The organism is Nocardia sp. NPDC049149 (genome assembly GCF_043197455.1).
Classification (GTDB): Bacteria; Actinomycetota; Actinomycetes; order Mycobacteriales; family Mycobacteriaceae; genus Nocardia.
Map to the genome: position 1 here is coordinate 68,621 of NZ_JBICTD010000010.1, position 18,239 is coordinate 86,859.

Consider the following 18,239-nt stretch of genomic DNA (forward strand, 5'->3'; position numbering starts at 1 on the left):
CCAGGTGACTACCGGAAGTCAGGGGCAAGCGGCGGGAACGTGATGCTCGGCGCCCGGTCAAGCACCGACGTCACCGGCGCCTCGATGGCGGGCAACGGGTCCGACGAATCCTCGTACCACGGCGCCACCAAGACGCCGATGACAACAAGCAGGACGGCGATCATCCCGCCGAGAAGAGGTCGGACGAATGCATTCACCGGCCCATGATCGGTAAGAATCGCTGAGGAGTAGCCCGAGTACAGGACATCTAAACACCGATGAAGCGTTAGGCAAGTGCACCCGCCGCTATCGACCCGCTCGGTGCGCGATCATGGCCGGAGCCGGTGGAAGGCCGCGAGCCGCTCGCGGTGGTATTCGAGATCGTCGGCATCGTGCTCGACACCACGCGCGACCGCGATGCCGAAGTACACCGCTTCCCTGCGCAGCCGATGCCGCATCAGTTGCGCGAGCGCGATGTCGTCCAGCTCGGCTGCCGTGCCGCCCTCCGCGTGGTAGGCGGCAACGAACGCGCCGGCGGCAGCCAGGTCCTTGCCCAGTTCGTCCGCGAACTCCAATGCGGCGGAAGCCAGTTCGACTTCGGGCGGGGCGACCAACGCCTCGTCCCAGTCGAGCACCGCGATGACGTGTCCGGCGCGGGCCAGCAAGTTGCCCTCGTAGTAGTCACCGTGCAGTGGCTGCACCCGTGCGGTCGCGGTGAACGCGGCGAGCCAACGATCCAGGTCCGGATCGGGCAGTTCGGCCGACGCCGCGCCGTCCAACCCGATCTCCAAGAACGACGGATGTGGTCGCGGCGACGGCCGGTGTTCGGCCAAGGCGCGATGCACGCGGGCCAGGAGGCGCGCCGCCTCCTCGACCTGGATCGGGTCCTCGCTGCTGGCCCACTGGCCCTCGATCAACGGCCACACGGTGATCGGCCGTCCCGCCACCATCGCGACCGTCGAACCGTCCGCCCGCGCGAGCGGCGCCACCGCCTCCGGCACGGTGCGTGCCGCCGCGACGGCGATGCCGTTGCACCATTCGACCTCGGCCGGGTCGCGATCGAGCGCACCGATGCGGACCACCACCTCGCCGACCCGGTAGGCGGCGGACTCTTCACCGCCGTGCAGGCGCTCGCCGTCGCCCTTGTGCCCCCATTCGGCGGCGACGGCGGTGCGGATGTCCTCGGTCAGCGGGATATCGACGTAAACCACGGTTCCACATCTACCAGGTCGAAAACTTCATGGAACCGATCGTGGACTTGCCGCGTCTGATCATGTGTAGGACACGAAGACGATGATCGCCGTTGGCGGTCGCACACTTTTCGGGGGGTTAACCGTGATTGAGAGTTATCCGCACCACGCAGGCCGCGCACGGGAAGGGTTTGCCCACGCGGGCCAGCAGTCGGCGAGAAGCGCCGAGACAAGCCCACAGCACACTGTTTTCGTACATCCCGGCCTACGGGAATGCCTCGACTCCGCGAATGCCTTATGGGAGAAGATATTCGCGCCGTCCTGCCGCATCGAGTTCGCCGACTACCCGGCGCTCACCAGCCGCGACGATCTCGACGGCGCGCCAATCCTGTTGCCGGTCAACACCGAATACCAGGCGGAGAACCTCCGCGCCGTGCGCGCCAGGCACGCGATGGGCCTGATCGTCGCGGTCACCAACGACATCACCGGCCACTCCACCTATTTCGCGATCCGCTCCGGCGCCAACTTCGTCGTCAACCTCGCCATCTCCGGCGATCGACAGGCCGAGATCCTGCGCGGGCAACTGCGCGAGCACGCACGGACGGCCCCACCACCGGCCGCCCCGACGCCGCTCGCCGCCACCGGAGGCACCCGCCGCCCGGCCGCCGTCCGCGATCTCCCCACCACCAAACCTCGCAGGCGCACCCTGGACGACTCCGACAAGCTTCTGATCCAGATGCTGCGCTCCTCGATGACCGTCGCCGAGATCGCCCGCCACTGCTACATGTCCGAGCGCTCCATGTACCGCCGCGTCCGTCAGCTCTACGACAAGGTCGGCGTCGCCAGCCGCGCCGAGCTGGTCAGATCCAGCAGCGGCGACGACCCCGGGCTATCGGTCACCGTCTTATCCGCCTGACCGATGGCGGCTGCCTCCTCGTCGACCGCGCGCACCGTGCTCGGCAGTCAGCTGCCCTCACGCCGATTTGGAATTCGGAGTCCACAACAGAGCGCCGTCGAGTTCGACCCCGGCGGGCCCCGGCTGCCGTGCACCCGCGACGACATCGGCCGCGATCCTCGCGGCCTTCACGTAGTCCAGGCCGCCCTGCTGGCGAATGCCGGAGATGCGGACGCGCTCGGCATTCGGGCGGCCAGGCATCGGGTCCTTGGTGAGATAGATGCTGAGGCTGTCGGCCACCGCCGGTCCTGGCCGTTCGCCGATCACGACGAGCACCGTGGTCACGCCGAGCGCCTGCCCGATGTGGTCACCGAGCGCGACGCCCGCCTGCGTGGCGATCACCGGCACCGCGAGTCGATGCCTGCCGCCGAGCTCGTCGCGGAGCGCGGCAAGCACGGCGGCACCGCCGCCGCGCAGGGCGCGCGGCGACAATCCGTCCGCGAGCACGATCCCGATCTCAGCACCACTCGGCTGCAGCATCGAAAACTGCTGCTCCGCACCGAGATCCGGCCAGTGGCCCAAGTCGGGTTCGCGCAGGTACGCCGATCGATCCGCGGCGACGCTGCGCACACAGACCGGGTTGCCCAGTCCGACCTCGGCCACCTCGGCCGCGAAGTCGGGCACCGCGAGCGGCGTGTGCACCGTATCCCCCGCCGCGGCACGCACCGCGCGAAACTCCAGCTCTTGGGCCATGGGCACCGTGCTGCTCACAGACCGTTCGGTCGGTTCGATCATCGATCTACTCCCAACGCTCGTAGCCACGCGATGCAAATGCCCTGCCCTGCCACCCTCCAGCCCTTGGCGACCGATCGGAGGTTTCCGACACTACGCACACAGTGATTATTCAGGCTAGAAGGATATGGCCACCATCACACCGAGCCCCGCCGTGTGGTCGCCGTCATTGTGCGGCCGTAAATCCGCACTCATTCGGTGGATCCGCACCGGCTGTAGCCGCAACCCAGCGACAGGTGAACCGGGTAGCCCTCGGCGGCTACGTACCTTGTGACGCTGAACAATTCGAGGAGAAACAATGGCAAGTATCGCCGCCCGTGGGGAGGCTGACGTGCGCACTCGCCGAGACCAGCCAACAATCTGGGACGTCACCCTGACCGAACTGGCCAGAATGCGACGCGGCTTCATCGGCTGGTACGTCATCCTGCTGCCCTTCATCATCACCGTTCCGCTGTATCCGATGTCGATCACCTCGCCGGAGGGGCGGTCCGGACATACCTGGACGGTCTTCCGCGATGTGAGCCTCGAGGCCTGGGGTGTCCTCATCCCGATGACCGCCGCACTGTTGGCCGCCCTGTCGGTCCGCGCCGACCAGGATGCCTGGCGGCTGTTGTTCTCCTACGCCGTTCCCCGGTCCAGGTACCTGATCGGCAAATACCTCGCCCTTGCGGTGCTGTCCGCCGGATCGACGGTGATCCTGGCCGCGCTGCTGTGCGGTGGCGCCGCGCTGAGCGGGCGGCTCAGTGGCAGCGTGCCGACGATTCTGGCCGCGTCCGTCCTGCCGTGGCTGGCCGGATTGGGCTGCGCCGCACTCGCTCTCCTCATCGCGGTGATGTGGGGCCTCGGCCCGGCCATTGCCGTCGGGGTCCTCGGGATGATGAGCGGAATGCTGATCTCGGACAAGAGTTGGTGGATGACGGTCCCCTTCGCCTGGCCGATGCGGGTGATCCTGCCCTTGGCCGGCATCGGCCCGAACGGCGTCCCGCTGCCCGCCGACAGTCCGGTCCGGGACCGTGGCGTCATCCTGCCCGCGATCGCATTATCGCTGGTTCTGACCGCGCTGGTCCTGGCAGTCGGCGCAATGCACCTGAAGCGCAAGGAGATCTGAGCATGTTTGCCCTGGAAGTGTCACAGCTGCACAAGCATTACGGAAAGCACCGGGCCTTGGACGGAGTCGACTTGTCGGTCGGCGCAGGCGAGGTCTACGGGCTACTCGGGCCCAACGGTGCAGGCAAATCCACCATCATGAAGACGATCCTCGGTTTGCAACGGCCGACCAGCGGCAGCATCCGCCTGTTCGGCCAGGAATACGACCGGTCGCAGCTCGTCGACGTCGGCGCGCTGATCGAGACGCCAGGACTGTGGCCAAAACTGGATGCGTTGACACACTTGCGTATTCACGCCAAGTTGCGCGGCGTCCCCGAGGCGTGGATCGACGAAACGCTAGCCGTCGTTCAGCTCACCGAGGTACGCAACCGCAAGGTCCAGGCCTTCTCACTCGGTATGCGCTGGCGGCTCGGGATCGCGATCGCACTCCTGGCGCGACCGAAGCTCATCCTGCTCGACGAGCCGACCAACGGCCTCGACCCGGTGGGCATCCGCGAGATGCGTGGCATCATCCGGTCGCTCGCCGAGAACGGAACCACCGTCTTCATCTCCAGCCATCAACTCTCGGAGATCGCGCAGGTGTGTGACCGGGTGGCCGTGCTGGTGGCGGGCAAGACACGCTACGAGGGCGACCTCGATGGCATCGCGGGAGACGGCGACCTCGAGGAAGGGTTCTTCCGCATCCTGGAGGCCAGCGGTTCGCAGATCCGCTGAAGCGCGACAACACAATGCCGGGTGAGGGCGATCCGAACGGCGAGCTCGGATCGCCCCGCACCAGGGTCCGCATAACCGAAGCCACCGTCGGCTTGCTGTTGCGCGATCAAGAATCCCACCGCCCGAGCCGGGATCGGCTGCGTCGACAACTCCAACTCCACACAGGCAAGCAGCAGTGTGGCGAGCGCGTCGAGGTCATAGCGGCGGATCGACAGCGCCAACAATGCATCGAGCACGGCGGCCCATTCCGACCGGGGTGCTGACGATGCGCCGACTGTCTCGAGGGCGCGCCAGCGCAACGGATCCGCACAGAGCAAGCTCATCGGATTCGACACCGGCGGTGCGGATTCCGAGTCACGTCCGTTCGGTGGCTGCGCAGCCTCGAATTCAGTTGTGGCAGCGGATTCCTCGACCGCAACCAGCCAAGCTTGTGCCGCAGTAATCGCCTGATGCTCGCGTGCAGAGCCGGAAACCGCTGCCTCAGAAGACATTCAAATCCTCTCGTATTGCGGCAGCCATGGCCGCGACCATCGTGGTGTGGTGACAGGTTCCGAACGCATACGCTTCCCGGACTTCCCCACGCAACCCCAACCATCGGTCCGGCTCGTACAGCGGACCTGGCACCGCCCCGTCCGTCCGACGGCGGCGCGCCAGTTCCCGCCATCCCTGTGCGGTCATCGGACACTCCGCCGCGCCGACCGCCCGCAGGCACAGCAACAATTCACCGGCCAGGTCCATGTCCCCGAGCGCGAGGTACATGCCGAGCAGCGTCCGCATCGTCTCGATGAGCGCTGCCCCCGCAGGCATCGGCCGAGCGCCGAAATCCGTTGCGTAGAAGACGACATGGGTCAGGGCGTAGGCCTCGTCATCGCGAAGGTAGAGCGGATCAGGCGCGGCGGCCGCGATCGTCGCCGCCGTCAGATCGGCCACCGGCAACGACGTACTGGCGAATCCGCCGAGATCCAGCACATAGCGCAGCTCGAGCCGCGTGAGCGCCGGCTGCCAGGCGCCGGTCCAGCCGCCACAACCCGTCTCGAGGACCACCTGGACACGCTCGACGGCGCTGCGCACCGGGCAACCCAATTCGGCAAGTAGCGCGACCAAATACGCTCGGTACGGGAACTTTTCGTCGGCGCGGCCAAGCGCGGCGTGGAAGGCATGCTCCGAGACAACCGCCTGCGCCAGTTCTGTCGCGCGGCCGACCAGCTCATGATCGCGAAATCGACCCCGGCGCAGGATCCGGCACAGCACAAGCAGTTCGAGTACCGTGCCCTCCGGGAATTCCCTTCGCGGCAGAAACCGCTCCCATTGCTGCTGGTCGAACCACTGCAGATGCGCGGTGAGCCACTCCACCGCGGCATCGAGGACGGGCGCATCCACGTCGGCGGCGACGCGAGCTACCGGTGCCCATCGGGGAAATCCATTGACCTGTCCACGGAGTTCTTCCGCAGGATGCAGCGCGATCATGCGCAGTCACCGTCCGATCGCGAGGCGAATTCCCAGCGCGAAGACGAGTGCGAGCGCCACGAGCACCGCCAGATCGATACCGATCGGGAGCACTCCTTGGCCGCTGCCGACCAGCACTTGTCTGCTCAGGTCCACCAGGTAGGTCAACGGGTTCAGGTGGATCAACGCCGCAAGCCAGGCCGGAACACCGTCCGGCCGGAACACCGACCCGGACAGGAACAGCATGGGCATCATCGTCAACTGCACGCACGCCTGCAGGGTCTGTATCTGGTTGAGCATGGTGGCCAGGAACAGACCGAGCAGGCTGAAGACGGCCGAGCCGCCCAGGTAGACGCACGCAGCAAGCGCTGTCTGCGCAAGCGTCGGTGACAATCCGAAGACCGGCGCACACAACAGCAGCACCAGGCTCTGCACGCCGATGATGATTCCGGTGCTGACGACCTTGCCCGCAGGCAGGCACATCCGAGGCACGGGTGCCACGGTCATTTCGCGGAGCACCCCGAATTCACGATCCCACGCGTAGGCCAGCCCGGCGGAGATGCCGATCGTCGCCACCTGAATGGCGATGATCCCCGGCAGGATGTAGGCGCTGAACGACACGGAGCCGACCGCACCGACCATGGCATCGAAGCCGACCGCGTAGATCGCGATGAAGAACAGCAGCTGCACGGCATTGCTGATCAACAGGCCGGGACGCCGGATCTGACGTTGCAGATCTCGGCCTGCGATGACGGCCACCGCGCGGACACTGCCGACCATCCGGCGTTCCGGCGGGAGCTCCGCGTAGTTCGGCGTTGCCGCCGACTCGTCCAGCATCGTCATCGCAGGTTCTCCTTGGCCAGGGTTGTCGCCGCGAGGTAGACATCGTCCATCGACGGCTGGTGCACGGAAACGCTCACGACCGCGACGCCGACGTGCGCGACGATGTCGGCCACCCGCCGATCCGGTTCCGCGCAACGGACTTCCAACTCGCCGAACCCGGTGACCACCTCGAATCCCGCGGTCCGGAGATATTCGGCGGCCAGCGCGTCATCATGGGTCCGCAATCGGACACAAGCGGCGCGAAGCGAGTCCTTCAGATCGATGGGAGACCCCGATCGACCGATCCGGCCCTTGGCCATGATCACGATCTCGTCGGCGTATTCGGCTTCGTCCATGTAGTGCGTGGAGTAGAGCGTGGTGACACCCAGTTCGTCGCGCATGCGCAGCAGATCGCGCCACACCACCCGCCGCGATTGCGGGTCGAGACCCGTCGTCGGCTCGTCCAAAATAAGCAGACCCGGCCGGTGCAGCAGTGCGCGCACCAGTTCCACCCGCCGCGCGGTGCCGCCGGACAGCTTCTCCACTGCGGTGCGGCGATGGTCGGTCAGCTCGAGCATGGCGAGCAGCCGGTCGATCTGCGCGGCCGTATCGGCACGTCGCATGCCGAACAGCCGGGCGTGGAACCACAGGTTCTGCTCGACGGTCAGCTCTTTGTCCAGGGTCCGCTCCTGGAACACCAGGCCGAGCTGAGCGCGAGCGCGCATCGGCGCCGTGCGGACGTCGCTGCCGAAGATGCGCACGGTTCCGGATTTCGGGCGCGCGGCGGTCGAGAGCACGGTGAGCAGGCTGGACTTGCCCGCCCCGTTGGGCCCGAGCAGTGCGGTCAGGCGACCGGGGGCCGAGCTCAGTGACACGGAATCGACGGCAACCGTTCTGCCGTACTGCACGACGACATCGGCCAGGTCGAAAGCGTTGGGAGACATGCGTATCCCCTCGTCAGCAGAGGCCGAGGGCACGGTCCCATGCCCGATGGGTTCCCGGTGCGACGGCATCACCGAGCAGCGCGGGCGGAATCACCGACAGCAGCGCGCAGGCCACTCCGGCCGACCCTTCGAGAATCCCTGCGACATCGAGCAGCTTGAACTCGGTCGGCCCCGGCGCCGATCGGGGATAGCGCATCGGATGCCGAAAGACGAAGGGCGCGTCGGGATCTGCCATGTCCAGGATCGTCTCGGCGAGCCTGGCCCGCGCACCGAGCAGCACCTCGTCCTGTTCGGCGCTGCCGATACGGTGCACGATCTGCAACAGCCCTGCATAACCGTGGCACACGGTGGGTCCGGCCAGGGTCCACCGTGATTCGTCTCTGGCGAGCGCGTCGTGCATGGCCCGGACCGCGTGGGCGCGCCACGCCGGGTTGTCGAGGGTGCGGCCCGCCTGATACACAGCGGCCGCCACCCCTGGTGCGCCGTAGCACCACGCGGTCCTGGTGAACAGGGATTCCGTTGGCGTGTCGGCGATCTCGTCGTCAAATCCGACTCGGCACGGCCAATAGGTGCCTTGATCGTCGACGCTGATCCAGCGGATCAGCCACTCCACCATGCGCACGAGCGCCTCGCGATGCCCTGGCACCTCGTGCCCGCGCTCCAGCGCGAGCGCCAGGATCATGACCGGTCCGGGAATCCCATGCGCGAGACCGAGATTGAAGTCACCGCGCGGGTAGTCGAGGCGATCCTGTTCCACCGGCTGCAGTTCCACCGGCACCCACCAGCCGGGCACGACGTGACCATCGACGGTGATCGGCACGCTGAGCGCAACCAGGTGCGCCAATGTTTCGGTGAGCGCCCGCTCGACCTCCGCGCTGTTCTCGGCGGGATCGTCGGCCGCATCGAGCAGCAGTCGTGCCGTGCCGGACAACCCGTTGATCAGGTCATAGGACTCCCACGAAATGCCCTGTCCCACTTCCGGCCTGAGCCGTGCGAGCCGGGCGAGCTGGTCGTCGGCGAGCCAGTCCGCGAGCCGCCGCCGCAAGCCGGGATAGTGGTCACCACATCCTTGCGCAGCCGCGAGCAGCGAGGCAGGGCCCGCATGCAATCCCCTGCTCGGCTGGCTCGGCATCGCAGCGCCCGCCGCTTTCAGATGCCGGTGGGTGGTCGCCGACCAGCGCGGGCTGATCCTGGCCAGTTCGGCATAGAACGACGCGGTACCCGGCAAGCCGGTGGACAGCGTCATCGGGCCCCACATCGTCGCACCGAAGAGGGGATCATGATTGTCCGGTCGACCCGCGACCTCCGCGACGACCTCGGGGTCGGCGAGCCGCTCGGCCACCAGGGCGACGGCTTCGGCGGCGCGTTCGGCCACCGAAACCCGGTGGTGCTGTAGGGCGTTGCTCATCGTGTATGCCTTCTTCTGTTGAGGTTGTCCTGCACCGCGCCGCGGGCGATGGCGACGACCGCGCGCTCGCGGTCGCTGTCACCGCCGAAGAGTCGATTGCAGGTCATATGCATGAGGCTGCCGATCAACCGAGGGTGTCTGGTGCGGGAGTCCGACAGCGCCGATCGCACTGCGCGGACCGCGGCGTCGCGAGCCTGGAGTGCCTCGAGCACGGCCGCGCCGTAGGGATCTGCGCGCAACGTCGGCCAGTCGCCGTACGGATCGATCAGCGCGCGCCAGCGCTTGGCGTCCACCCGGAACGCCGTCGGGAGGTCGTCCCGCGAGCCGGTCAGCGACAACCAGGCCGCAGCGGCATCGTCGCCGCACCCGGTATCCGACGTCGAGCCCGATTCCGGCACACCGAAAGCCGCGGCCAGCGCGGCGACCGAGACGGCGGCGACCGTGTCGAGTGAGTGCGGGCACGCCGGATCCTCGACCAGGTCCAGGAATGCGATCGCGGCTCGGCTGTCTGCTTCGAAGACTCGTTCGGCGGCGGCTATCGCCGCTCGGCCCCCGTAGCGCTCGGCTTCCGGATCGTAGGGACAGACTCGATGCGTCCGAATGAGCCCGGTGTGCTGCCAGCGGTCGAGTTTCGCGCCGAGCGCGGGTGCGGCCTGCGCCCACAGTGTGTCCGGATCGCCATGGAAGCGAACACGAAAATGTGGCCCGTCCGGGCCGGTGTATCGGATGAAGAACCAGCGATCGCATCCGTGTTCCCGTCCTGCGTCGACCAATTCGCGCAGTTCGGTCCGGAGGAAGTCACCGTGGCACGCCGAAGGGAGATAGATCTCCAGGTAGAGCCAATCGCTGCCGAGTCCTGCTGGTGTCTGTGGCTTTTCGGCGTAGCCGCCGTGTTGTGAGCGCGACGGCCGACTGTCCCGGCGCGACAGCGGCACCACAACTTCCATCGTGTGTCCGCCGATGCCGTCGTACGAGCCCTCCGCGCCTGGCACCTCGTGCGCGACGATCGCCGGATCCTTGCGCAGCTCGTCCCACAGCAGCTCGAGGTGGGCGGGATCGCTCAGGTCGAACAACAGTCGCTGATCCATCTGGACGACGAGAATTCGTTCCGGCACGCGCCATTCGCGGCGCCACCGTGCCACCGCGCGCGCGAAGTCGGCCTCGGGCACACCGATCAGCACGTCCAATCGCCACACCGCGGGTGCGAGCACGATCCGCCCGTGCCTGATGCGTGGCACGAAGGGCATCTCCGCCAGCGCCGCCCACGTCCACGGCTCCCACAGGCGTTGCCCCTCCAAGCCGATCTCCCACAGCAGCCGAGCGGCGTTCGGCGCCTGCGTCATCGCGCTGACCATGTTGTTGAGCACCGGCACAATCTCGCGGCCGGTCGACAGCTGCACCGCGCACAGTCGCTCCGTGGTGGCCCCGATGGCCACGTCGGCGAGCGCGATCTCCTCGACGCCGGTGGCATCGGGCAGGCCGACGGCGATGCGTTTCCCGTTGTGCGCGACGGTGTGCGTGAGGTTCGCGGCTTTGCCCGATCGTGGCATGAAGGCGAGGTCGATCCGGATCGCGTCGTTGACGTGCACCGGAATCGCCGCGGACTCCGCCGCGACAATGGCGCCGGCCTCCTGGGGAAGCAGATCGGCGAACCGCGCCAGCGTCGCCCCCGCGTGATGGGATCCGGGGCTTGGGGCCACGACGAGGCGAAAGTCACCGGCGGACAACGCATCCAATGACGGCGCGACGACATGGAACGTCAGTTCGCACGAGTTGGGCACCCCTGTGTGCACCGGCTCGTCGGTGCTCAGCTCGCCGATCATCGCGTCGGTCAGTTCTATCTCGTCGACTCCGTCCCGCAGTGCCGCGCCGAGCAATCTGTGCAACAAGCGCATTCGTGCGGGATCGCGCTGGATCGTCGGGTTCGCGGCGGTAGCTTCGGTGGTCGGCCAGGTGTATCCGTCCGGCGCGCCGAGTCCGCGAGCGGGGTCTAGCAGCTCCCGGATGCCGACCAGTCGGTCTGTCCCGTAGCGCTCGAGGAATCGCTCGTGGTAGTCACGCAGCGCGATCAAGCCGAGCTTGTTCGCCGACATGCGCCACATCAGCTCGGCCGCGCGCTCGATTTCGGTGCGGACCTGGTACGGAAGCTTGGCCTCCAGATCGAGCGCGGTATCGATGTGCAACGGAGTCTCGTACTCGAAGAGCTCGCGCGCGAGCTCGACGGTCGCCACGGTCTGGGTGAGCCGTGCCGAACCGGAACCGAGCGGAAGCCGATCACAGGAGAGCCTGCGATTGTCGATCTCGCGGAGGACGCGCAGCACGCGCGCGACCGACTCGTCCGGCCGGTCGACGCGCGCGAGGACATCGATGACATGGCGCAGTGGGTCTCCCCCGTCCAGGGGCGGACGCAGGTCGGTCAGCAGGCACTCCTGCTCCACCAGAACCCGGACCAACTCCGCGACGCGGTGCACCGGCGCGCCGAAATGGTCAGCCACCGTCGCGGTGAGCTCCTCGCCCCCGACGGTGCGAGCGGCTTCGCGCAGCACCATGTCGACCACCGGAGAATGACGCAGGGAGACAACGGCTCTCGTCTCGCCGTCGAGCGGCGCGCTGAGCGGTGACGGGCAGTCGAGCACGACCCGGTCGCCGCGGCGGAACAACGCGGGATGCGGGCGAACCCGTAACCGGGGCAGCACCGTCGGAGCGGTCTGCCACTCGTGCACGACACCGAGCAGCCAATGCATATCGGCGTGCGTTCTGGTGCGGTGCGCGGAGCCGCGATCTAGCTTGGCCGACGAATCGAAGCGCCCGGCCGCCACCCCGGAGAAGACGCCGAACGGCGTTGGGCGGGTGTGCATCCTGATGTCGTAACGCAGCACGGCCAACGCGGCGCGGCGCAGCTGCGTGGATTTGATGCCTGCGACGGCGCCGCTGTCGATCCGGTCGAGCAGCCTGCCGAGGCTCGGCGTCGCCACCGTGATCGCGGTACGCAGCGCCACGTCCGCCGCCGCGGCCCGCAGCACGTCGAGATGATCGCCGCGCGTCGGCAGCCGGCTCGGATCCACCGCAAGTGGAGCCCGAACCAGGAAGACATCCCAGGCCCGGAAGATCGAATCCGACACCAGCTCAATCCTTTGCGTTGTTCGATGTGGGGTGTCCGGGCTGGACAGCGCGCCCAGCCCGGACGTCTGACTCAGCAGCAGTGGCTACAACCGCTACCGCCGCCCGAGCTGGTGCAGCCAGGCGTGCAGTAGGACCAGCTCTTGATCCCCGCGTTGCCCTGGATGTTGCCGACACCGACTCGGAGGTCGAGATCGAACAGATCGAGAGTGTCGATCATCTCCACCGGTTCTGTGGTCACCGTGCTCACGGTGTTCTCCCTTCTCAGGCTGTGCCTGGTTCGGGCCGAAGGTCTCGACCCGGGGAGGTGCGTTCCGCCCGGACTTCCCGGGTCGGCGCTGTTCCCCCCGGCATCGAGATAAGCAGCGCCAACCCGGCTCGACAACGACCGCACGGCTTTCTGGCAGTCGGCCCGACACTGCCAATGGCGCCGTCCACCGCCACCCGGACGGCCGATTTCGCCACCCGGGTTGAACCGTTCGGCGCCGGCACGCTACACACGACTGTGTGGACTCGGACGAAGCGCTGCTGGCTGCGGTGGCCAAGGGGGACCAGGCTTGCTTGCGCGTGCTTTACGAGCGACACGCAACGGCAATGCTGCGGGTCGTGCGGCGGATGACCGCGCAGAGCGGGGCCGCCGAGGAGATACTCCAGGAGACCTGGCTGGCCGTCTGGCGCTCGGCGGACAGCTTCCGTGGCGAATCATCGGCGCGCGGTTGGCTGTTCGGTGTCGCCAAGCGCCAGGCCTACAACTATCTGCGCAAGTCGGTGCCCGTCGCGATCGATCTCGACGACGCCCCGGACATCTCGGATCCGGCGGACACCGTCGAAGACATCGTGCTGGCGAACGCCGCGCGCAGCGATCTCGCCGCAGGCATCGGTGAGCTGCCCGAACACCTCCGCGACGTGCTGCTTCTCGTCCTGGTGGACGACCTGCCGTACCCGGACGTCGCGGCTGTCCTCGATATACCGGTCGGCACGGTGAAGAGCCGAATGTCGCACGCGCGTAAACGACTCGCGCTGGCTCTGGCCGGCACCACCGCCGATCTGTCCACCCGCTACGGAGGCGCGACATGAGCACACCGATCCCGTTCGGCCCCCACCTGACGGACGACCAGCTGGCGCGGCGACCCGACAGCCACGTCGGAGCGCACCTCGAGCACTGCGCGGATTGTCAGGCACGCGCGGCAGGCTGGCAGAATGTGGCAGTCGCTGCCGAGCGGTTTTCCGTCGATACCGTCGGCGCGTTTCGCACCCCGTCCTTCGACGACCTGCTCGGTGATGCTGTCGGAATGCCATGGGCCGCACCCACTCCGGTCCCCAAGCCGAGCCTGAGCAGCTCGCTCTTGCTCGCCGCATCACTTGCGCTGGCACAACGGAAACTGCTCCCGCGACTGCTGCTTCCGCTCACCGTATTCGGCTTCATCGGCGGCATCCTGCTCGCCGTGTCGACCACCCGAAGTGGTTCACCGCCAACGATATTCGGCCTCGTGGTCACCTTGGTGTTCCAACTCGGCACGCTGGCGGCCTGCACGCCGCGAACGGATCCGCGGCTGGAGTTGTTCGCCACCATGCCCATTCGGCCCTCGGTGGTCTTCGCGAGCAGGCTGCTCATGGTCCTCGCGGCCGACACCGTCCTCGCCCTGGTGACGTCGATGGTGGCCAGCGAGCTCGGTGGTACCGCCGATTTCACCGACATGGTCGCCGGCTGGCTCGGTCCTGCACTGCTGGCCTCCGCGGTCGGCGTGGTCTGTGCGGTGTGGCGGTCCATCGCGGTCGGCGCGGTCGCAGGCGGCGTGGTGTGGCTGCTCGGGGCGGCCGGGGCGTCCTCGGCCGGACCGGCGCATCGGATCGGCGCGATCATCCAGCCGCTCTGGTCCACTTCCGCACTGACCGTCGCGATCGCTGCGCTGCTGCTGGTTGTGGCGATCGTCGGCATGACCAAGCCCCGATTCAGCGCCGCCGCGGCATGAACCGATCGGCGCGACCGCGCTACCACCCTTACGTGAATCCGATGTGGCTGTATGAAATTCGGCGATGCGGACGGGCCGTCCTGACCACGCCGGTCGCGGCTGCGGCCGCGGTCGGCTTGGCCGCGACCCTCCTGAGCACTGCGCCTGCGATCGACAGTGCGGCGGCGGCGACCGTGCCGCTGGCGGCCGGGCTCACCACGGCTGCCGCGCTCGGCGGCGAGCAGATGATCGAGCTGCTGCTCACCGTGCAAACGCCCTACCTGCTGACCCTGGCGCGCCGGATCGCGCTGGTCATCGCATCGGTCGGGAGCGCAATCCTCCTGCTCGGGGTGCTGACGGTAGCCGCCGCGAACGAACACGCCGGCAGCCTGTTGATCAACAACGCGGCGCTCGCGCTCGCACTGGTCGGCGTCGCCGCATACATAGTGACGACCCACCGTTCGACCGCGGGAGCAGCCACGATCGTCAGCACACTGTGGCTGGCGAAGCTGTTGGTGCTGGATCAGGTGATCGGCGCCAAGCAGGCGCAAGCCGTGCTGTTCCTGCTCGTCGCCTTCTCTGCGCTCTGGCTCACGGGGCTTCGCGCGATGGACAGTGAGGCGCAGCTGCGCGGAGCGACAGGATGATGCGAATGCCTGCTCCCGCGCTGCGCGCCACGATCCGCTACGAGGCGATCCTCACCGCCAGACACCGCATCGTGTGGTTGTCGCTTATCCCGCTCTGCGCCTTGATCCTGCTGCTCTCGGGATTTCCCTACGGGCGAAACCGGACCGACGAGGTCGCGGCGATCGGCGACACCGCCCTGCTGATCAACTTCCTCGGCTCGATCGGCATCGCCATCGTGCTCGCGGATCAGTTGGCCAGGCAACGCAAACCAGGACTGCGCGAGCTGTTCGACGCGACCCCGGCAGGCGGCCGCACCCGGTCGGCCGGAATCATCCTCGGGCCGTGGTTGGTCGCCTCGATACCAGGGTGTCTGGTTCTCCTCGTCATGGGGGCGTGGCTGTCGGTGACCGCGGGCTCGGTGCGGCCGCTCGGTGCCGCGGTGATCGGCTTGGTGACGATCGTGCTGCCCGGCTCGCTGCTGCTCACCATGCTCGCCAACGTCGCGAGCCTGCTGCTCCCCGGCGCCGTTACCCGGGTGCTTGTGGTGCCGTTCTGGTATTGGGCCACCGCGCTGACCCCGCTCGTGCCGATCCCGACGACGGCACAGACCATCCTGTCGCCGCTCGGCGATTACCAAGCGGCACAATGGCTCAACGTCACGCTCTCGCGTTCGGATGCCGACTGGTTGCACCCGACGGCAGGCGCCGCCGCCGCGATCGCCGCACTGGCGATCACCCTCGCCACGACACTGCTCGCCTTCCTCGTCGGCCACCTGGCCCTGACCAAGAGCCGTTGAGCCGGAACGGAGTTCGGATGACGATCACGATACGAAACCTGACCAAGGTCTACCGCGGAAACGCGGCCGCGCTGCGCGACGTCGACCTGACGCTCACCGAAGGCATGACCGGCCTGCTCGGCACCAACGGCGCAGGCAAGACCACCCTGATCCGCATTCTCACCGGAACGCTGCGCCCCACGTCGGGCACGGTCCACGTGTGCGGCTACGACATGGCCACCACGGCAGGACGTGCCGCGGTCAAACGACTGCTCGGGTATCTCCCGCAGGAACTTGCGCTCTATCCCGACCTCACCGGACGCGAATTGCTCGACTACGTCGCCCTGCTCAAGGGAATCGACGACAAGCAGGCACGGCGGTCCCAAATCGACGGACTCCTTGGCCGCGTCGGCCTGGATGCCGTTGGCACACAACGGATCAGCCGATACTCCGGCGGCATGAAGCGCAGGCTCGGCATCGCTCAGTCGCTGCTCGGCGACCCGAAGATCGTCATTGTCGACGAACCGACGGCGGGGCTCGACCCCGAGGAACGTATCCGCTTCCGCACGCTGCTCGGACAGCTCGGTGGCGATCGCATCGTGGTGCTGTCCACCCACATCCTCGACGACGTCGCGCACAGCTGCCCCATGGCGGCCGTCCTCACCGAAGGCAGCCTCGTCTATCACGGCACCACCACGGGTTTGGTCGGGATGGCCGAAGGACAGACGCATCTCCTGCGTGCGTCCGCCCAGCCCGACGGGGACTTCACCGTGGTCAATGTGACAAGCACCGTCGACGGCATGGAATATCGGATCGTCGGGCCGGTGCCACCGCCCGAATCACGGCCGGTGGCACCGACATTGGATGACGGCTACGTCGCAGTGCTGCGGGCGGCCCGCACCTCGACGCTCTGATCGGCGATCAGGGCACGCAGGTACGCAAACTGCCCGGGAAAGCGGTCGCGCAGCACCCGGCCGATGGCTTGGGCATGCTCGGAGGTGGCGCACCACAGCGGCAGGAGTATCGCCCACTCGTCGCCGACCGGGGCGATGCTCAATTCCTCCAGCAGACAAGGCTTGTCGTCCCGAAGGAAGTCAGCGCGGAGTTGATCCTCCAGGTGGTCCGGGACATGATCGGCAACCCGATAGCGGGGGGAGGTCGCCAAATCCGCGTACCAGGCACACATCTCAGTAAGACAGCTGGCACGCGCGGCCATCCGGTGTGGCTCGGACCTGGTGGCCTGGACGACGGCCGCGGCGACTTCACGATCGGCAACCCGGTCGAACACCACCGCCTGCGGCGGACGTAGCCCGTTGCGCCGCGACGCCGGACCGATGGTCAACAGCGCCGTGTGTTCCGTGGCAATGGCGAAATCGTGGCCGTGCCGTGCCGCGCGGAACCAGAGATCCCAATCCTCGTAGCCCGCATGGATCGTCGTCCAACCGCCCAGCTCGGCGAGCACGGTTCGGACATGGCCGACCCGGGACGGCTCGAACATCCCGGTGATGGTCTGTAGCTCCGGATGCCAGATCCGATCGACCAGGCCGCTACGGTCCAACTCCTCGCCCGCCTCGTCGACGCGAACGCAGCCCGTCGCCGCGAACGCGGCGCCGCCGTCCAGCAGCCGGAGCAGCACCGCCAGATGTGTTGGCGCCCAGCGATCGTCGTGGTCCAGATAGGCGACGAACGGTGCTGTCGCCGCCGCGACACCCGCATTGCGCGGTCCCCCGGGATGCCCGTACGACTCGACCCGCAGCAGCCGGATTCGCGGGTCGCGATAGGCGCGCACGATGTCGTCCGTGTCGTCGGTGGAACCGTCCGAGACGACAAGCAGCGTCCACTCCTCGACGGTCTGCGCCAGCACGCTGTCGATCGTCGCCCGAATCGCCGTTGACCGGTTGAACGTCGGACAGACGATATCGATCCGGGATGGTGAGTGCGTCGACACGGTCCCCTCCAGTGACTTGCCAGGCTAGTTCGGTTCCGACGCTACCGACCGAAACCGCTGTGGCCGCTGCCAGAACGTCTGTGAACCGAAAGTCGGCAGTGCGCAACGTTATGAGTAGAACGGCATGCCGACACAGGTGGAGGAAAGAATGAACTCGCAGGTCCGAACCATATTGTCGATCGGCCTCGCGGTAACGGGGGCACTCGTGGTCAGCGCGTGCGGCGGCGGCTCGGGGTCGAAGGATCCCGCACACCCGAGCCCGGTTGCCCTGCCGGAACCGACCTCGAACAGCCAGGCGGTGGCCAGTGAGAACCTGGGCTTCCTCTGGCCATTCACCGTTGATCGCGGCACCATCGAGTGCCGCGCGGGCGGGCAGGCGGTGTTCGTCGTGCCCGACGGCACGTCCTACGCACTCAACGACAAGGCCGAGCAGGCGGGGTTGGCCAGCATAGAACCGTTGCGCGCCAACGGTTCCGGCGGCGACAAGATCAGCTTGGGCGCACTGCGGAGCCGAGCGCTG

Annotated in this window: 19 protein-coding genes; 9 read left to right on the forward strand and 10 right to left on the reverse strand. The window is 67.5% G+C overall.

Annotation, left to right across the window (positions count from 1 at the left end; genetic code table 11):
* Positions 1-8: 8 nt before the first annotated feature.
* A complete protein-coding gene (locus ACGFNJ_RS33700; protein ID WP_393457661.1) occupies positions 9-197 on the reverse strand; it encodes a hypothetical protein in 189 nt (62 codons plus the stop codon).
* Positions 198-308: 111 nt separating this feature from the next.
* On the reverse strand, positions 309-1,190 hold the full coding sequence (locus tag ACGFNJ_RS33705; protein WP_393457664.1) for a phosphotransferase enzyme family protein: 882 nt from the start codon (positions 1,188-1,190) through the stop codon (positions 309-311).
* A 124-nt stretch (positions 1,191-1,314) separates the two neighbouring features.
* Here ACGFNJ_RS33705 and ACGFNJ_RS33710 point away from each other — a divergent pair, with 124 nt between their 5' ends.
* On the forward strand, positions 1,315-2,085 hold the full coding sequence (locus tag ACGFNJ_RS33710; protein WP_393457667.1) for a hypothetical protein: 771 nt from the start codon (positions 1,315-1,317) through the stop codon (positions 2,083-2,085).
* A gap of 57 nt (positions 2,086-2,142) precedes the next feature.
* Here the strand turns inward: ACGFNJ_RS33710 and ACGFNJ_RS33715 are convergent, their stop codons facing one another.
* Complete coding sequence (locus tag ACGFNJ_RS33715) at positions 2,143-2,859, reverse strand: ethanolamine ammonia-lyase light chain EutC (protein ID WP_393457671.1); 717 nt, start codon at positions 2,857-2,859, stop codon at positions 2,143-2,145.
* 295 nt (positions 2,860-3,154) lie between these two features.
* Here ACGFNJ_RS33715 and ACGFNJ_RS33720 point away from each other — a divergent pair, with 295 nt between their 5' ends.
* Positions 3,155-3,964, forward strand: a complete 810-nt coding sequence (locus tag ACGFNJ_RS33720) for an ABC transporter permease (RefSeq protein ID WP_393457674.1) — start codon at positions 3,155-3,157, stop codon at positions 3,962-3,964.
* A 2-nt stretch (positions 3,965-3,966) separates the two neighbouring features.
* The gene (locus ACGFNJ_RS33725; RefSeq protein ID WP_393457677.1) at positions 3,967-4,677 is read left to right on the forward strand and encodes an ABC transporter ATP-binding protein; all 711 of its coding nucleotides are present in this window, start codon (positions 3,967-3,969) and stop codon (positions 4,675-4,677) included.
* A gap of 480 nt (positions 4,678-5,157) precedes the next feature.
* Here the strand turns inward: ACGFNJ_RS33725 and ACGFNJ_RS33730 are convergent, their stop codons facing one another.
* The 6 genes from ACGFNJ_RS33730 to ACGFNJ_RS33755 form a co-directional block, all read right to left on the reverse strand.
* Positions 5,158-6,144, reverse strand: coding sequence for a DUF6895 family protein (locus ACGFNJ_RS33730; protein ID WP_393457680.1), 987 nt, complete (start codon positions 6,142-6,144; stop codon positions 5,158-5,160).
* Positions 6,145-6,150: 6 nt separating this feature from the next.
* The gene (locus tag ACGFNJ_RS33735; protein ID WP_393457682.1) at positions 6,151-6,966 is read right to left on the reverse strand and encodes an ABC transporter permease; all 816 of its coding nucleotides are present in this window, start codon (positions 6,964-6,966) and stop codon (positions 6,151-6,153) included.
* Positions 6,963-7,889, reverse strand: coding sequence for an ABC transporter ATP-binding protein (locus ACGFNJ_RS33740; RefSeq protein WP_393457685.1), 927 nt, complete (start codon positions 7,887-7,889; stop codon positions 6,963-6,965). Before ACGFNJ_RS33740 ends, ACGFNJ_RS33735 begins: the two co-directional genes overlap by 4 nt.
* Before the next feature lie 13 nt (positions 7,890-7,902).
* A complete protein-coding gene (locus tag ACGFNJ_RS33745) occupies positions 7,903-9,297 on the reverse strand; it encodes a lanthionine synthetase C family protein (RefSeq protein ID WP_393457688.1) in 1,395 nt (464 codons plus the stop codon).
* Complete coding sequence (locus tag ACGFNJ_RS33750; protein WP_393457691.1) at positions 9,294-12,419, reverse strand: lantibiotic dehydratase; 3,126 nt, start codon at positions 12,417-12,419, stop codon at positions 9,294-9,296. Before ACGFNJ_RS33750 ends, ACGFNJ_RS33745 begins: the two co-directional genes overlap by 4 nt.
* A gap of 71 nt (positions 12,420-12,490) precedes the next feature.
* A complete protein-coding gene (locus ACGFNJ_RS33755; RefSeq protein WP_393457694.1) occupies positions 12,491-12,658 on the reverse strand; it encodes a gallidermin/nisin family lantibiotic in 168 nt (55 codons plus the stop codon).
* A gap of 266 nt (positions 12,659-12,924) precedes the next feature.
* Here ACGFNJ_RS33755 and ACGFNJ_RS33760 point away from each other — a divergent pair, with 266 nt between their 5' ends.
* From ACGFNJ_RS33760 to ACGFNJ_RS33780, 5 genes are read left to right on the forward strand one after another with little or no spacing between them, the layout of a single operon-like run.
* Complete coding sequence (locus ACGFNJ_RS33760; RefSeq protein ID WP_393457697.1) at positions 12,925-13,494, forward strand: RNA polymerase sigma factor; 570 nt, start codon at positions 12,925-12,927, stop codon at positions 13,492-13,494.
* A complete protein-coding gene (locus tag ACGFNJ_RS33765; RefSeq protein WP_393457700.1) occupies positions 13,491-14,390 on the forward strand; it encodes a hypothetical protein in 900 nt (299 codons plus the stop codon). The genes ACGFNJ_RS33760 and ACGFNJ_RS33765 overlap by 4 nt, the downstream gene beginning before the upstream one ends.
* Positions 14,391-14,431: 41 nt before the next feature.
* Positions 14,432-15,016, forward strand: a complete 585-nt coding sequence (locus tag ACGFNJ_RS33770; RefSeq protein WP_393457703.1) for a hypothetical protein — start codon at positions 14,432-14,434, stop codon at positions 15,014-15,016.
* Positions 15,017-15,021: 5 nt separating this feature from the next.
* Positions 15,022-15,792 (forward strand): hypothetical protein, encoded by a 771-nt coding sequence (locus ACGFNJ_RS33775; protein ID WP_393457706.1) that lies wholly within the window; start codon positions 15,022-15,024, stop codon positions 15,790-15,792.
* Positions 15,793-15,809: 17 nt separating this feature from the next.
* Complete coding sequence (locus ACGFNJ_RS33780; RefSeq protein ID WP_393457709.1) at positions 15,810-16,685, forward strand: ABC transporter ATP-binding protein; 876 nt, start codon at positions 15,810-15,812, stop codon at positions 16,683-16,685.
* Here ACGFNJ_RS33780 and ACGFNJ_RS33785 read toward each other — a convergent pair.
* Positions 16,643-17,719, reverse strand: coding sequence for a glycosyltransferase family 2 protein (locus ACGFNJ_RS33785; RefSeq protein WP_393457712.1), 1,077 nt, complete (start codon positions 17,717-17,719; stop codon positions 16,643-16,645). The two genes, ACGFNJ_RS33780 and ACGFNJ_RS33785, sit on opposite strands and share 43 nt — an antisense overlap.
* A 148-nt stretch (positions 17,720-17,867) precedes the next feature.
* Here ACGFNJ_RS33785 and ACGFNJ_RS33790 point away from each other — a divergent pair.
* Positions 17,868-18,239: DUF2511 domain-containing protein (locus tag ACGFNJ_RS33790; protein ID WP_393457715.1), on the forward strand; the 372-nt coding region annotated here is incomplete at its 3' end.